We start from the raw sequence: 15,904 nt of genomic DNA, 5'->3' as shown, positions 1-15,904 counted from the left end.
GGCCGGTCCGCCGCCGGTGACGGCGGCGGACCGGCGGATGTGTCAGCCGCTCCTAGCTCGTCGCTGTCGGGCGACGGAACAGGGCGGTGGCTTCGGTGACGTTCGGCAGAGGGCGGAGCCGGTAGGTGTAGGTGTAGTCGCGGTGGGTGAGCAGCTTGTACTCGTCGTGGGTGTGCGCGCCCCAGCTGTTGTCGCCGCCGACGCCCATCTGGCGGTGGTTCAGCCGCAGGACGATCTCCTCGCGGGGGTCGAGCTGGTAGTCGTGGCGGCGGCCCAGGGACAGGTCCTCGGGGGTGTGGTGCGAGGCGTTGAACTCCAGCAGCGGTTCGCCGCAGACCAGCAGTCCGCTGCCCCGGCGGTCGGTCAGGGCGACCCAGCGGATGTCGGTCTTGTTGCCGTTCTCCTGGGGGCGGCTGTAGGGGGCCCACTGGCCGGAGACGGTGCCGGAGTAACGGCCCACGTCGGTGCCGTTGTTGCGGTCCCAGTGGTTCTCCTGCGGGCCGCGGCCGTAGTAGTGCAGGTGCTCCAGGCGGCCGGGGAGGAAGAGGATGGTGCCGACCTCCGGGAGGTAGGGCAGGGTGGCGGCGCCGGGGCGCAGCGTGTTGTCGATTTTGATCTCGCCGTTGCCGAAGATGGTGTACACCGTGGTGTAGGCGGACTCGACGGTGGTGGGCAGGGTGCCGGTGACGGTGATCTCGACGGCCCGGTCGCTCAGCGGGAGCGCGCGCACCTCCGTCACCTTCCGGCGGGCGCCGGCGTCGCGCCAGGTCTGGTTGCGGGTGTGCTGTCCGTTTCCCTTGTCGTTGTCGGTCGGCGCCCGCCAGAAGTTCGGTGCGGGCCCCGAGTCGATCAGCCGGGCTCCGCCGGCCTCGTAGGAGGTGATGACGCCGCTGAGCTTGTCCAGGGTGACGGAGAAGCCCTCGCCGGTCACGACGATGGACGCGTCGCGGTCGTCGTGGCGCAGGGCCGGCACCGAGTGCAGGGGCTGTGCGCGCACGGCCGGGCTGCCGGCGTCGACGGCGAGCTGCTGCGCGGCCACCTCGAAGCCGGTGTCGGCCCAGGGGGTGGGCTCCTTGAGGGTGAACGACAGCCGCAGGAAGTACTCGGTGCCCGGCGCCGGGTTGCGCGGTCTGCTGAAGGGGATGGTGATGTCCTTGCCGGACAGCGGCGGGAGATCCAGCTGGGTACGGGTCAGCCGGCCGTGCTGCACGGTTTCGCCGTCGGCAATGAGGGCCCAGCTGCCCCGGAATTCGCGGAGGTTGGTGAAGAGGTACTCGTTGGTGAGGGTGATCGTGCCGGTGGTCAGGGTGTCGGCGCCGTCGGCCGGGGCGGCGTCGATGGCCTGGTGGATCCGCTTGATCTCCGCGACCTTGGCGGTGAGGGCGCGGTCGGCGAGGACGATGCCGTCGCCGGAGAAGTTCCCGTCGTTGGGGAAGTCGCCCCAGTCGCCGCCGTAGGCGAGGAAGGTCCGCTCCTTCGGGCGCCGTTCGGTGTACCCGGCGTCGGCGGCGTCGAACCAGAACCGTACGCCGTCGTCGCCCGGGCCCCGCCGGTCCGAGGCGAGTTCGGTCGCGGTGAGCGCGCGGGCGTAGACGTGCGCTCGTGCGATGGTGCCGCTGAACTCCCGGGTCCAGTTGTCGGCGTCGGTGGCGAGCGCGAGCGGCGCGGTGTTGTCGGCCGGGCGCAGCGTGGTGGTCTGGGTGGCCTTCACCTCGCCGTCGACATGGAGGGTGAGCGTGCCGGCCGAGGCGTCGAAGACCCCCGCGATGTGGTGTTCCCGGCCGGTCCAGCCGTCCGCCGGCGGCGCCCAGCGGGCGGTGATCCACTGGCCGGCGGCGTGGATGAAGAACTCCAGGTGCTGGTTGGTCTGCTTCAGGGCGTACTGGGTGTCGCCCTTGGCGAGGATCGGCTGGTGGTTGCCGGTGAAGTGCGGGGTGATCCACGCCTCCAGCGTCAGGGAGCCGGTGATGTCGAGGGCGGTGTCGCGGGCGAACACGGTGCCGCCCCTGATTCCCGTGGCGCGGTCGAAGGTTCCGGCGGGGGCAAGGATCTCTCCGTGGAGAGCGGCGGGTCCGCTCTCGGTGAGCAGGATGCGCGCCGGGGTGGGCCAGGTGAGGGCCTGGTCGGCGAATTCCCAGATCCAGCCGCCCTGGAGCACGTCGTGGCGGCGGATGATGTCCCAGTACTTCTTGAAGTTGCCGTTCGAGTTGCCCATCGCGTGGGAGTACTCGATCAGGACGTACGGCCTGGTGTCCCCGGTGTCCTGCGCCCGGCGCTCGATGCCGGCGGGGCTGGTGTACATCTCGGAGCGGATGTCGCTGATTCCGGGGCGGTCGTCGCCCTCGTACTGGATGACGCGGCTGGGGTCGTGGGATCGGATCCAGTCGTGCATGGCGACGAAGGTGCTGCCGGTGCCGGCCTCGTTGCCGAGTGACCAGATGACGACGGAGGGGTGGTTCTTGTCGCGGTGGACCATGTTCCGGGCGCGGGCCACGCACGCCAGGGTCCAGTCGGGGTGATTGCCGGGGTACTCACCCCTGATGGCGTGTGTCTCCAGGTTGGTCTCGTCCACCACGTACAGGCCGTACTCGTCGGCGAGTTCCAGCCACAGCGGATTGTCGGGGTAGTGCGAGGTGCGGACGGTGTTCATGTTCATCCGCTTGATGATCCCGATGTCCCGCACCATGTCGGCGCGGGTGAGGGACATGCCCCGCTCCGGGTGCATCTCGTGCCGGTTGGTGCCGCGGAGGGAGACGGGGCGGCCGTTGATGCGCATCAGGCCGTCCTTGATCGCGAATTCGCGCAGGCCGACCCGGTGCGAGAGGATCTCGGTCACCCTGCCCGCCGGGTCGCGCAGCCGCAGCACGGCCGTGTAGAGGTAGGGGTGCTCGGCGGACCACAGCTTCGGCTCCGGCACGGACTTGGCCGCCCGGACGGTGACGTCCTGGCCGGCCGGGGCGGAGCCGAGGTCAACCGGCCGGCTCAGCGGGCGCTGCCAGACGGCCCGGCCCCGGTCGTCGTAGAGCTGGGTCTCGACGGTGTAGCGGCCGGTGGCGCCGGCGGCATCGTAGGCGCGGACGGCGGCGGTGACGGAGAGTTCGGCGGTGGTGTGGTCCTCGCCGAGCGGGGTGTCGAGGGTGAAGTCGCGCAGGTGGACGACGGGTGTGGAGAAGAGGTAGACCGAGCGGAAGATCCCGCTCAGCCGGATCATGTCCTGGTCCTCCAGCCAGTCGCCGTCGGAGTAGCGGTAGACCTCGACGGCGATCTGGTTGGTGCCGGGCGTGAGGTACGGGGTGATGTCGTATTCGGCGGCGGTGTAGGAGTCCTCGCGATAGCCCACCGGCTCGCCGTTGACCCAGACGTAGTGGGCGGACTTGACGCCTTCGAAGTGCAGGAACGTCTGCCGTCCCGTCCAGTCGCGCGGAAGGGTGAAGGTGCGGCGGTATTGGCCGACGGGGTTGTAGCGGGTCGGTGCGAAGGGCGGCTGCGCCTCCTCGCCCAGGCCGTTGGGGCCCCACCACGGATAGGTGATGTTGACATAGATCGGGCGGTCGTAGCCGTGCAGTTGCCAGCAGGACGGCACCGCGATGGTGTCCCAGGAGCTGTCGTCGAGGTCGGTACGGTGGAACCCGGGATCGCGGTCCTGCGGCCGGTCGGAGCAGGCGAACCGCCACGGCCCGTCCAGGTCGAGCCGCCACGGCGAGCGGGTCCTGTCCCCGGCCAGTGACTGGCCGACGTCCGCGTACGGCATGAGCGTGGTGTGCGGCGGCTCGGAGCCGATGTCGAAGACGGCGATGTTGTTGTTCCACTCCGGATAGGCGGCGTGGGTGGTGGCCGGGGTGGCGGCTCGGGCGGCGGTTCCGGGGAGGGCGCCCAGGGCGAGGGCGCCGAAGCCGGCGGCGCCCCCCTCCAGGAGGCGGCGCCGGCTGAACACGGGCGGCCCCGGGGGCCGGCCCGCCGGGGACCGGGACTCGGATGCGGAAGCGGATGAGTGCGGCATGGCAGGACCCCTCGGACGACGGCGCGTGCGGAGCGGTGACACCACGCGTTCTACTTGCGCACCCGGAAGTTGTCCAGTCCGGACCGGACGGTACTGGTGGTACGTACCGATGGTGGTGGGGGCACCCGCCCCGGGCCGCTTTCAACGGGTTGGCCGCCGCCCGCCGTCCGGTGGGTTGTCCCGGTGCGGCGCGACAGGGCGGGGGTCAACTGATTCTGGTGCGGCCGATGGAGACGTTGCGGGCCCGGTAATAGGTGTCGGTGGTCGGGCCGGAGTCTCCGGACGGGCCCTCCATCTGGAGGTTGCAGATCAGCTGGAGCGGCTTGCCGACGAAGCCGGTGCCGCGGTGTACGGCGGTCCAGGTGCCGTCCAGGTAGTAGTGGATGTCCACGTCGGTGGCGTTGACCTTGGTGATCCACGCCTGGTACTTGTGCCAGTTGCCGGGTGAGGAGACCGGGACGATGGTGCGCGCCACGTCCGAGGCGGTGCGCCAGGTGTTGAACCAGTTGCGGTTGTCGCCCATGAACTCCACGATGTCGCTCTCCGGCGGCCAGCTGTCGACCCCGTTCAGCCAGAAGGCCGGCCAGGTGCCGGGGGCGCTCGGCACCTGGAACTCGCCGCCGACCTCGTAGTCGGGGAACTGGTCGGTGATCGTGATCCGGTGCTTGGCGTGGATCGCGCCCGAGTGGTAGCGGATCGGCAGATGGGGCGGGGAGGCGCTGGTGCCCTCGTCCCCGGTGACGCGGGCGGCGCGCAGCGTCAGCACGCCGTCGCCGGAGAGGTAGACGTGGTCGTGGTCGGTGGTACTGGCGTACATGCGGGCGCTGCCGTTGTGGTCCGGGCCCCAGGGGTAGCGGTAGTTCCAGTTCGCCTCCAGGCTCGGGTAGCCGGCGAACGAGTCCGTGCCGAGCACGGTCTCCCAGGTCTCGGCGGCATGGGACCGTCCCGCGGTGCCGAGCGTGCCGGCGGCCGTCGCGGCAGCGATGGTCGCTGCCCCGGTGAGCAGCCGACGGCGGCTCATCCCGTTCAGTAGAGATAGGGATTGGTCTGCGCGTTCGGTCACATCGACCTCCATGCGGATGGCTGCGGTGGCGATCTGAAGTGATCAGCACCTGAAAGAATTTCACTATAGTGAAACTCCGATGGCCCAAGGTCAATGCCGCCGCCGGCTTCTTCAGACCATCGAGGGCTGCGGGCGGCCGATGGTCACGGCGCCGTGGAACGGGTCGGGCGGGATGGCCGACATCGTGTCGAGTGAGCAGTCGGGGACGGGCAGCAGGTGGGCGTCCAGCCAGGTGTCGCCCGTGGCCGCGTTGGCCCACGGGTCCTCGATCACAACAGCACCGGGAACAGTGCCGTGACAGAGCACCCAGTGCGGTACGTCGAAGCCCTGCATCCCGGCGAGCGAGACCAGGAGCAGTACGTGCTCCCGTCGGTCGATCGCGCTCCGGATCGCGGCCACCGGGAGGCGATGCGGGACGATCGGCACGCCGATGCGGCCGGCTTCCCCGCGAGACATGCGCTGGAGGTGGGCGCGCCACTCCTGCTCGCTCTCGGAGAGGTGGTCGAGCAGAACGGGGCGGTCCACGTCGAGGTGGACCGTGACCGGGGAGGTCGGCCACGCCCGGCGGACGGCGACACCCAGTCCGACGGGTTCGCAGGCCGGGAAGTTGGTCGCCTCCCGCCACAACGTCAGCTCGGTGTCCCGGTCGAGTGCCGGTGCCGGCCGGGTCCCCGCGTGCGCCTGGGCGACCAGGGCGGTGACGGCGCCGCACGAGAAGTACGTGCTCTGGTGGTAGTACGGCGGTTCGGTGCCCGTGCCGTCGCCCAGCCAGCGGACGTAGCCGGCGGCCGGCCCGGCCTCGTCCGCGGCCCGCGTGAGCGGCGGACGCAACGCGGTGAAGCCGGTGGCGGCGGCGTCCTCGGGGCGCACCGTCCAGCCTTCCCACTTGACCTGCGCGAGTTCCCGGCCGCGGGCGTGGGCGACGACGGCCCGGACGGCCGCGGGCACCTCGCCCACGGCGTCGACGATCTTCAGGTAGGAGGTGTGCGGGCGGCTCGTCACGAGCGCCGCCGCGGCCCAGCTCTCCTCGTCGTCACCCGTGACGGCCACGATGTGGGGGGTGTGCGCGGAGCGGTCGGCCGACTGCCAGCGCTGCCACACCTCGTGGGGCGCGAGCCGGCTCAGGGGCGTCGGCGGCGTGCCTTGCTCGAACGGGATGACGGTGCTCTGCACGATGGCTCCTGATGGGTCGGAGGGAGGGTCATGCGCGGGACCGGCGGAGCATCCAGATGAAGTAGGGGCCGCCCACCAGCGCGATCATGAGGCCCGCCGGGATCTGGGCGGGTGCGACGAGCGTGCGGCCGAGGGTGTCGGCCACACAGACCAGCAGCGCGCCGAGCAGCATCGCGACCGGGATCGCCCGGCCGTGCCGGGCGCCCACCAGTGACCGGGCGAGGTGCGGGGCGACGAGGCCCACAAAGCCCACGACACCCACGGCGATCACGCTGAGCGCCGCGAGCACGGCGGCGATCGACAGGGCGGCGAAGCGGGTACGGGCCGGCCGTACGCCGACGATGCGCGGGGTGTCCTCGTCGACGGCGAGCAGGTCGAGCTGGTGGCGCATGGCGAGCAGCACCGGGAGGGCGAGCGCCAGGGCCACCGCCACCGGTACGACGTCCGGCAGCGTGCGCCCGTACGTCGTGCCGGAGAGCCAGGTGAAGATCCGGGGCGTGTGGTACGGGTCGGCGCGCAGCAGCAGAAAGGTGGTGATGGCGCTGAGGCCGTACCCGCAGCCGATGCCGATCAGGACGAACCGGTCGGGGAGGAAGCCGCCGCGCCACGACAGCAGGGCGATCAGCGCGAAGGTGGCGAGCCCCGTCGCGACGGCGGTCGCGATGAGCAGCGGCCGTCCGCCGGACAGACCGGAGGTGACGACGGCCGCCGCGCCGAGTCCGGCGCCCGCCGTGATGCCGAGCACCCCCGGCTCGGCCAGCGGGTTGCGTACCGCGCTCTGTACGGCGCAGCCGGCCAGTCCCAGTGCCGCGCCCGCGAGGACGGCGGCGAGCACCCTCGGGACCCGGTCCTCCAGCGCCTGCCCGATCAGGGCGGGGGCGTCGCCTCGGGCCCAGAGCGCGATGTCCCCGGTCCGCAGCCACAGGCTGCCCGCCAGGAGCGCCACCAGGGCGGCCCCGGCCAGGAGGATCACCGCGCCGAGCACGACGAGGAGGAACGCGCGGCGCGACCGTGCGGCGACCCGTACGTGCGGGGGTTGCCGGAGCCCGCCGGTGTCGCGGAGCCGCAGGGCGAGGACCACGATCACCACGGAGCCGAGCAGCGCGGTGGGCACGCCGGTGGGAATGGCGGCGGCGCCGTCCGCGCCCCGCACCGCGCGCAGCGTCGCGTCCGCGAGCAGGATGAGCAGCGCGCCGAGCAGCCCGGCGGCCGGTACCAGGAACAGGTGCCGGCGCAGCGCCCGGACCCGTCCCGCGACCAGCCGGGCCAGTACGGGGGCGCCGAGGCCGACGAAGGCGATCGGGCCGGCGAGGGTCACCGCCGTGCTGGTCAGGAGCACCGCGCAGAGCACGGCGGTCAGCCGGGTGGCGCGGATCGGCACGCCGAGGGTGGCGGCGGCGTCGTCGCCGAGGTTCATCACGTCCAGCCGCCGGGACAGCGCCAGGGCGACGCACAGCACCACGGCGATCAGCGGGAGGGCGCGCGTCGAGGCGTCGATGTTCAGTTGGGCGAGCGAGCCGCTCCCCCAGGCGAAGAGCCCGGTGGTGTTCTGGTTGAAGAGGATGAGGAGCATCGAGGTCGCCGCCTGGAGGGCCATCGCCGTGGCCGATCCGGCGAGGATCAGCCGGGTGCCGGCCGTGCCCGCGGCCCGGCCGGCGAGGAGCAGCACGAGTGCCGCCGCCGCCAGGCCGCCGGCGAAGGCCACGGCGCCCGACGCCCACAGCGGGACGGCGAGACCGAAGGCCGCGACGAGCGACAGGGTGAGGTGGGCCCCGGCCGTGACGGCGAGGGTGTCGGGGGAGGCGAGTGCGTTGTGGGTGACGGATTGCAGCAGCGCGCCGGCGCAGCCGAGGGCCAGCCCGACCGCCACGCCCGCGAGCAGCCGTGGCAGCCGGGAGCCGACGAGGATCTCGCCGACCGGTGTCGCGCCGGTGTTCCGGCGTTCCCCGGCGAGGTACCGCAGCAGGTCGCCGGCGCCGACGCCCGAGGTGCCCTGCGTCAGGTGCCACAGGCCCACCAGGGCGGTCAGCGCCAGCAGGAGTGCCAGGACGGCCACCCCGGTGGGAGCGCCGCCGCGCTCGGTGCGGGGCGGCGTTTCCACCGGGGGTGCCGAGGTGCGTGCTGTGCTCACCTCTGGTCGAGTACGTCGACGTACGCGTCGATCGCCTGCGCGCAGGAGCGCGGACCGCCGGCGCCCCACACCCGGGCGGGGAAGGCGTGTGCGCGGCCCTCCTGCACGGCCGGCATGGTCTGCCAGAGCGGGTTCTTCTCCAGCGCTTCGACGTACCCCCCGACGCCTTCGTCGTTGGCGTAGAAGAGGTTGGCGTGTCCCACGGCGGTGAGGCCCTCGATGTCGGTCTGCGCGAGGCCGTAGGAGGCGTTGACGCCGCCGTCGCCGTGGGCGCTGTTGATGTCCTCGCTCCACACGGGGTTCAGGCCGAGCTCTTCGCCGATCTCGGTGAACAGGGCGCCCTTGCTGTAGGGGCGGACGGTGAGGTTGCCGCCCTGGAGCCAGCCGTCGAAGAACAGGAAGTCCCTGGTCGGCAGCTCGGCGTCGGTGACCTGCTGCTTGGCCGTCGCGAGGTGTTCGTCGAACTCCTGGAGTACCTGGCCGGCCCGCTCGGTGCGCCCCGTCGCCTCGCCGATCATGCTGAACACCTCCCGCATGTTGCCGATCGGGTCCTCGGGGTTCGCGCCCCGGGTGGCCATCACCGGGACGCCTCGCTTCTCCAGCCGCGCGATGGTCTCGTCGTCGGCGTCGAACGCCTCCACGACGATGAGGTCGGGGTCGGCCGCGTAGAGGGTGTCGAGGTCGGGCTCCCCCCGGGTGCCGATGTCGGTGACCCCGTCGGGCAGTTCCTCTGCGCTGACCCAGGTGCGGTAGCCGTCCGCGTCGGAGACCGCTACGGGGGTGACGCACAGGGTCAGGGCGTCCTCGATCTGCTGCCATTCGAGGACGGCGATCCGTTCGGCGGGCTTGTCGAGCCGCACCTGCCGGCCGACGCCGTCGGTGAGGGAGACCGGGTCCGTGGAGGTGGTCGTGCTGTCCTCGGCGCAGCTCTGCGACGCGGGCGGGGCGTCGGCGTTGCCGCCGGTGTCGCCCTTGTCGACGTCGGTGGTGCCGCAGGCCGTTGCGGCGAGCACGATGAGCCCGGTGGTGGCCGATGCCGCCAGGCGACGGGCACGGTTCATGAAAAATCCTCTTTCCTGCGATGAGACGCGCATCGTGGCTGAGATGCCCGGCGATGTGGTGGGTGGGGTGTGGTGGCGCGGGCGCCGCCTCAGGCGGGGTGCCGGCCGAGCGGGTCGATCCGGAGCCGGCCGGTGCGGGGGTCGACGCCGACCTCGACCCGGATCTCGTAGACCTCGCCGATGTTCCGGGCGGTGAGCACGTCGGCGGGTGGGCCGGCCGCGTGCACGCGGCCGGAGCGCATCAGGACCAGGGTGTCCGCGACGCGGGCCGCCTGGTCGAGGTCGTGCAGCACGATGCCGACCGCGATGCCGTGTTCCCCGACGAGGTCGCGCACCAGGTCGAGCGTTTCGATCTGGTAGCGCAGGTCGAGGTGGTTGGTCGGCTCGTCCAGCAGGACGACGCCGGTGTTCTGGGCCAGGCAGGCCGCGAGCCAGACCCGCTGCATCTCTCCGCCGGAGAGTTCGCCGACCGGCCGGCCGGCCATGTCCCGTACGCCGGTGACGCCCATGGCGTGCTCGATCGCGCGGCGGTCCTCGGCGGTCGGTCCGGCGAAGCCCCTCCGGTAGGGGTGGCGTCCGAACGCCACGACCTCGGCGACCGTCAGCCCCTGGGGTGTGGGCCTGGACTGGGAGAACAGCGTGACCTCGCGGGCGAACCCGCGGGCGCTGAGCAGGGCCGTGTCGCGCTCGGCGGGCCCGTTGGGGGTGCCGAGTGTCACCCGGCCGCCGTCCACCCGGTGCAGTCGTGCGAGTGCGCGCAGCAGGGTGGACTTCCCGCTGCCGTTCGGCCCCACCAGGGCGGTCGCGCGGCCGGGTTCCAGGGCCAGCGAGGCGCCGTGGACGACCGGGGTGCCGCCGTACCGCAGCACCAGGTCATGGCCGTTGAGGGCGGCGACCGGCGCGGCGGGGTCGGTCACGGGGTGACCGGCGCGCCGGAAGGGGCTTGTGAGCATGGAGTGGTCCGGACGGTCGGAGGGGCAAGGAGCGCGGCACCCTCCGTCCGGCCGTCACCGGCCGGGGGCGGATTCTCGCGCGCACGGACAGCGCCGTGCACGGCGAGCAACAACTAAGGGTTACCTAACTCCGAGCAGGTTATATTCCGCTCGCGATGTCGACAATCAGGAGGTCTGGACACGCGATACGGGATTCCGGACATCTCCCGGGATGCCACCGCCCCCGTCGCCCCCGTCTGCCGCGGCGAAGAAGGCGCCCGGCGTCGTTCCCATGACCCGCCGAAAGGCCGCGATGAACGAGCTGGGCTGCGCGTAACCGAGCGCGTCGGAGACCGACATCACATCGAAGCCCTCGGAGAGCAGCGTCAACGCCCGGTGCGCGCGCAGCATCTGCCGCCACTGCGCGAACGACAGACCCGTCGCGTGCCGGAACGCCCGGGTGATCGTGCGGTCACTGATCCCCAGCGACCGCGCCCACTCCTCCAGCGAGCGGCCGTCGGCGGGATCGTCCAGCAGGGCCTCGGCGATGACGTCGATCCGGGCGTCACCGGGCAACTGCAACGCGAACTGGCGCTCGGCCGGCCGGAGCACGTCGAACACGACCGACTCCGCCCGCGCCCTGGCCGCCGCGTCGAGATCCGCCCGGGACAGATGGACCAGCAGCGATTCGAGCAGCGGCGTCATCGCGATCGTCTTCGGTTCCCCGAACGCGAACGGGGTGCGGTCCGGGGCGAAGAAGGCGTCGTGGAACTCCGCACCCGCCGTCGCCCGGCCCCCGTGCACCATGCCGGCCGGCATCCACAGCCCGTGCCCCTGCGACACGGTGAAGACGCGGTCCGCCACCCGGGAGGTGAGCGTGCCCCCGCGTACCCAGACGAGTTCGTGCAGGGCGTGCGAGTGCGGCGCCCACTCGGTGGGCACCGGGGGAATCCGGAACCCGGGGATGATGGCGAAGGAGTCCGCCGCCCGCCCGGGGAGCGGCCCGGCCCGGCGCACCGCCGTACCCGGCTCGCGCCGCCACATCCCGGGGCTCACCTCACCACGGGACGGTCCGACCATGCCCACAAGTCTATCCGGGCAGGCCAGGAGGCCACTTCACGCCTGGTGCGCGCCGCGCACCGCCCGTGGCCGCGAGCGCCCCGGGGGGAACTCCGCACGCTCTACCGGTGATCACGGGCGGCGGAAATGATGAAGCCGCGGCGCCCGAACCGGGTGATCCGCACCCTGTCCCCTGTCCTCGGCCAGGCGGACCCGGCGGAAGGAACCCCTCGTGTTGCTTCTCATCTCCCCGGACGGCATCGAAGAGGCCCGCGACTGTGCGACGGCGGCGCAGCACCTCGACATCGTCGACGTCAAGAAGCCCGACGAGGGCTCGCTCGGCGCCAACTTCCCCTGGGTCATCAAGGAAATCCGCGACGCGGTCCCGGCGGACAAACCGGTCTCCGCCACCGTGGGAGACGTCCCGTACAAGCCCGGCACGGTGGCCCAGGCGGCGCTCGGCGCGGTCGTCTCCGGCGCCACGTACATCAAGGTCGGTCTCTACGGATGTACGACGCCCGAGCAGGGCATCGAGGTCATGCGCGCGGTCGTCCGGGCGGTGAAGGACCACCGTCCCGGGGCGCTCGTCGTCGCCTCGGGCTATGCCGACGCCCACCGGATCGGCTGTGTCAACCCGCTCGCCCTGCCCGACATCGCGGCCCGCTCCGGCGCCGACGCCGCCATGCTCGACACCGCCGTCAAGGACGGGACACGGCTGTTCGACCACGTTCCGCCGGAGGTCTGCGCCGAGTTCGTCCGGCTGGCCCACGGTGCCGGGCTGCTCGCCGCCCTCGCCGGCAGTGTCAAGGAGGCCGATCTCGGCACGCTGACCCGCATCGGGACGGACATCGTGGGCGTGCGCGGGGCGGTCTGCGAGGGAGGCGACCGCAATGCCGGGCGGATCCGGCCGCATCTGGTGGCGGCCTTCCGGGCGGAGATGGACCGGCACGCCCGGCAGCACGCGGCCGGCGTCGCCGCCGTGAGCTGACCGCCGGTATGCCGATCTGCGAGCCCGATGGGGTTGCCGGCCGCCGGGCCGCGCGGTTCGCCGTCGTGGACCCGGCCAGCGGGGAGATCTTCGACGAGGCTCCCGACCGGCGGCCGGACGAGTTGGACGCCGTCATCGACCGGGCCCACCGGGCCTGGCCCGGCTGGCGCGCCGACCCAGCCGCCCGCAGCGGCGCGTTGCGGGCCGCGGCGGACGCCGTGGAGCGGGCCGGCGACGGCCTCGCCCGGCTGCTGACCCGGGAACAGGGCAAGCCACTGGCCGAGTCGTCCGCGGAGGTCGCCCGTACGGTCGCCAGGCTGCGCTATTTCGCGGACCTGGCCCCCAGAACGCGGCGGATCGACGACGGCCGCCCCGTACGCAGCGAGATCCGCTGGCGATCGCTGGGGCCGGTGGCCGCGATCGTGCCGTGGAACTTCCCGCTCCAACTCGCGGCGGCGAAGTTCGCTCCCGCGCTCGCGGCGGGCAACACCGTCGTCCTCAAACCCTCCCCGTTCACCCCCCTCGCCACCACGGTGCTCGGCTCCGTGATCGCCTCCGTCCTGCCGGAGGACGTGCTGACGGTCGTCACCGGCCGCGAGCCCCTCGGCGCCCGCCTCGCCGCCCACCCGGGCATTCGCCATGTCACCTTCACCGGCTCGGTGCCCACCGGGCGGGCCGTGGCCGGGGCGGCGGCGGCCTCCCTCGCCCGGGTCACCCTGGAACTGGGCGGCAACGACGCCGCCGTCCTGCTGGACGACGTCGACGTGGACCGGATCGCGGACCGGCTGTTCTGGGCCGCGTTCCGCAACTGCGGACAGGTCTGCATGGCGGTCAAACGCGTCTACGCCCCGGCCCGGCTGCACGCCGAGGTCGTCGATGCCCTCGCCCAGCGCGCGAAATCCGTCGCCGTCGGGTCCGGCCTGCACCCGGACACCCGGCTGGGCCCGGTCAACAACGCCCCCCAGCTGGCCCGGGTCGAGCGGGTGACCCGGCAGGCTCTGGCGGACGGGGCCAGGGCCGCGGCCGGCGGCCACCGGCTGGACCGTCCCGGCTACTTCTTCGCCCCCACCATCCTCACCGATGTCCCGCCCGACAGCCCGGTGGTGACCGGGGAACAGTTCGGGCCGGTCCTGCCGGTGCTGCCGTACCGGACCCTCGACGAGGCCGTCGAGGCGGCCAACGGCACCGGCTTCGGCCTGGGGGGCTCCGTATGGGGCACCGATCCCGACCGGGCCGAGGCGGTGGCCGGCCGGCTCGAATGCGGCACGGCCTGGATCAACCACCATGCCGAACTGTCCCTCGCCCAGCCCTTCGCCGGTGTCAGGAACAGCGGGGTCGGCGTCGCGGGCGGACCGTGGGGGCTGTACGGCAACCTCCGGCCGTTCGTCGTCCACCGCCCGCAGGAGGGCCGGCCATGAGGTTTCGGGCGGCCGTACTGCGCGGGTACCGGGCCCCGTTCGAGGTGGAGGAGGTGGCGCTGGCCACGGAGCCCGCCGCCGGGGAACTGCTGGTCGAGATCGCGGGCTGCGGGATGTGCCGCACCGATCTCGCGGTACGGCGATCGGCCGGCCGCAGTCCGCTGCCCGCGGTGCTCGGCCATGAGGGGGCCGGGGTCGTGGTGGCCGGCGGCGGCCGGGACAACCCGATCGGCGTCGGTGACCCTGTGGTGCTGAGCTTCGACTCGTGCGGACACTGCCGGAACTGCCGTGGCGCGGCACCCGCCTACTGCGACTCCTTCGCCGCTCTCAACCTGTTCGGCGGACGCGCGGAGGACCCGCCTCGGCTCACCGACCGGCGCGGCGCGGCGCTGGCGCCCCGGTGGTTCGGCCAGTCCTCGTTCGCGCAGTACGCGCTGGTCCCGGCCCGCAACGCCGTCCGGGTCGACCCCACCCTGCCCCTGGAACTGCTCGGGCCGCTGGGCTGCGGCTTTCTCACCGGCGCCGGGGCCGTACTGAACACCTTCGGCGCCGGCCCCGGCGACACCCTCACGGTTCTCGGCGCGGGAGCGGTGGGCCTGGCCGCCGTGATGGCGGCCACCGCCGCCGGCGCGCCGACCGTGGCCGTCGACCGGCACCCCGGGCGGCTGGCGCTGGCCGAACGGTTCGGCGCGATCCCGCTGCCCGCCACGGCCACCGGACTGCCCGAGCGGATCCGGCGGCTGACCGACGGCGGCACGCGGTACGCGCTGGACACCACGGCCTCACCCCAGCTCATCAACGACGCGCTGCGGGCGCTGCGTCCGACCGGTGTCCTGGGCCTGGTGGCACGGCTGCACACCGCCCTGCGGCTGGAGGTGGGCACGCTGGACCGGGGCCGCCGTATCCGCCACATCTGCGAGGGGGACGCCGTGCCCGCGCTGCTGATACCCCGGCTGACCGGGCTGTGGCGGGCCGGACGCTTCCCCTTCGACCAACTGATCCGCACCTACCCGCTGGCCGACATCAACGAGGCCGAACGCGACTGCGAGGCGGGGCGCGTGGTCAAGCCCGTCCTGCTTCCGCAGGGTGGCGGCCGATGAACGGGGCTCCCGGCGCCGGCCGGCACCTCGCGCTCCCCCACTCCCGCTCCCTTGGAGGACATATGGCCGGTACAGCCCCGCAGCACCTGGACGTGGAAGGCGTGGCCGAAGGCGTGGGTCTGACCGCCCTGCTGGTCGCCGCCTCCCGGGCGATCGAGACCCACCGCCACGACAGCCTGGCCCAGGACATCTACGCGGAAGCCTTCGTACGCGCCGCCCCGGCGTGCGCGGGCTGGCCGGTGCGCATCGAGCAGGTCCCGGACGGGGACGGCAACCCGCTGTGGGGGCGGTTCGCCCGCTACTTCGGCCTGCGGACCAGGGTCCTCGACGACTTCGTGCTCCGGTCGGTCCGGGCCGGTGCCCGCCAAGTGGTTTTGCTGGGGGCGGGGTTGGACACCCGCGCGGTCCGGCTGGAGTGGCCGCCGGACCGCGTGGTCTTCGAGATCGACCGGGCGGGCGTGCTGGGGTTCAAGGACCGGGTGCTCGCGGACCTGCCGGCCGCCGTCCCGCGGGCGAAGCGGGTCCCGGTACCGGCCGATCTGCGCGACGACTGGGTCACCGCGCTGACCCGGGCCGGCTTCGACCCGGCCGCACCGAGTGTCTGGCTGGCCGAGGGGCTGCTGTTCTATCTGCCGGGCCCCGCCGAGCGGCGCCTCATCGACACGGTGGACCAACTGACCACGGCGGGCAGCGCGCTGGCCTTCGAGGCCAAGGTGGAGAAGGACCTGCTGAAGTACCGCGACAGCGCCACGTACACGGCGACGCGGGAACAGATCGGCATCGACCTGCTCCAGCTCTTCCACAAGGGGCCCCGGCCCGACTCCGCCGGCGACCTGACGGCCAGGGGCTGGTCCACCCGGGTACGTACCCCCTTCGACTTCACCCGGCAGCACGGACGCGGGCCGCTCCCCGAGTCGAACGACGCGCTGGAGGGAAACCGGTGGGTGTTCGCGCGCAAGCCCCGGCCCTGACGTCCGCC

Annotated in this window: 11 protein-coding genes; 4 read left to right on the top strand and 7 right to left on the bottom strand. The window is 72.8% G+C overall.

From position 1 onward, the window contains the following. Nucleotides 1–52: 52 nt before the first annotated feature. The 7 genes from AC5WRL_RS03210 to AC5WRL_RS03180 form a co-directional block, all read right to left on the bottom strand. Nucleotides 53–4,000: a glycoside hydrolase family 2 TIM barrel-domain containing protein gene (locus tag AC5WRL_RS03210; RefSeq protein ID WP_496086690.1), complete on the bottom strand. Its 3,948-nt coding sequence runs from the start codon at nucleotides 3,998–4,000 to the stop codon at nucleotides 53–55. A 205-nt stretch (nucleotides 4,001–4,205) separates the two neighbouring features. Beyond that, nucleotides 4,206–5,021, bottom strand: a complete 816-nt coding sequence (locus AC5WRL_RS03205) for a LamG domain-containing protein (RefSeq protein ID WP_496086689.1) — start codon at nucleotides 5,019–5,021, stop codon at nucleotides 4,206–4,208. Between the two features lie 153 nt (nucleotides 5,022–5,174). Then, a complete protein-coding gene (locus AC5WRL_RS03200) occupies nucleotides 5,175–6,236 on the bottom strand; it encodes a peptidase C39 family protein (RefSeq protein ID WP_496086688.1) in 1,062 nt (353 codons plus the stop codon). 28 nt (nucleotides 6,237–6,264) lie between these two features. After that, on the bottom strand, nucleotides 6,265–8,367 hold the full coding sequence (locus AC5WRL_RS03195; RefSeq protein ID WP_496086687.1) for an iron ABC transporter permease: 2,103 nt from the start codon (nucleotides 8,365–8,367) through the stop codon (nucleotides 6,265–6,267). Continuing rightward, complete coding sequence (locus AC5WRL_RS03190; protein ID WP_496086686.1) at nucleotides 8,364–9,428, bottom strand: iron-siderophore ABC transporter substrate-binding protein; 1,065 nt, start codon at nucleotides 9,426–9,428, stop codon at nucleotides 8,364–8,366. The genes AC5WRL_RS03195 and AC5WRL_RS03190 overlap by 4 nt, the downstream gene beginning before the upstream one ends. Before the next feature lie 89 nt (nucleotides 9,429–9,517). Next, a complete protein-coding gene (locus AC5WRL_RS03185) occupies nucleotides 9,518–10,381 on the bottom strand; it encodes an ABC transporter ATP-binding protein (RefSeq protein ID WP_496086685.1) in 864 nt (287 codons plus the stop codon). Nucleotides 10,382–10,546: 165 nt separating this feature from the next. Then, nucleotides 10,547–11,404: a helix-turn-helix domain-containing protein gene (locus tag AC5WRL_RS03180; protein ID WP_496086802.1), complete on the bottom strand. Its 858-nt coding sequence runs from the start codon at nucleotides 11,402–11,404 to the stop codon at nucleotides 10,547–10,549. A 247-nt stretch (nucleotides 11,405–11,651) separates the two neighbouring features. On the opposite strand from AC5WRL_RS03180, the gene AC5WRL_RS03175 reads away from it, so the two are divergent. The 4 genes from AC5WRL_RS03175 to AC5WRL_RS03160 all read left to right on the top strand — a co-directional run bounded on the left by AC5WRL_RS03175 (nucleotide 11,652) and on the right by AC5WRL_RS03160 (nucleotide 15,896). Continuing rightward, entirely contained in the window at nucleotides 11,652–12,407 is a 756-nt protein-coding gene (locus tag AC5WRL_RS03175; protein WP_496086684.1) for a (5-formylfuran-3-yl)methyl phosphate synthase, read from the top strand. Between the two features lie 8 nt (nucleotides 12,408–12,415). Next, nucleotides 12,416–13,825, top strand: a complete 1,410-nt coding sequence (locus tag AC5WRL_RS03170; RefSeq protein WP_496086683.1) for an aldehyde dehydrogenase family protein — start codon at nucleotides 12,416–12,418, stop codon at nucleotides 13,823–13,825. Next, entirely contained in the window at nucleotides 13,822–14,925 is a 1,104-nt protein-coding gene (locus AC5WRL_RS03165) for an alcohol dehydrogenase catalytic domain-containing protein (RefSeq protein ID WP_496086682.1), read from the top strand. Before AC5WRL_RS03170 ends, AC5WRL_RS03165 begins: the two co-directional genes overlap by 4 nt. Nucleotides 14,926–14,987: 62 nt before the next feature. Continuing rightward, nucleotides 14,988–15,896, top strand: coding sequence for an SAM-dependent methyltransferase (locus AC5WRL_RS03160; protein WP_496086681.1), 909 nt, complete (start codon nucleotides 14,988–14,990; stop codon nucleotides 15,894–15,896). Nucleotides 15,897–15,904: the final 8 nt, after the last annotated feature.

The organism is Streptomyces sp. NTD107 (assembly GCF_059510435.1).
The sequence above is the reverse complement of the archived record's forward strand: the minus strand, read 5'-3'. Positions and strand labels throughout refer to the sequence as shown.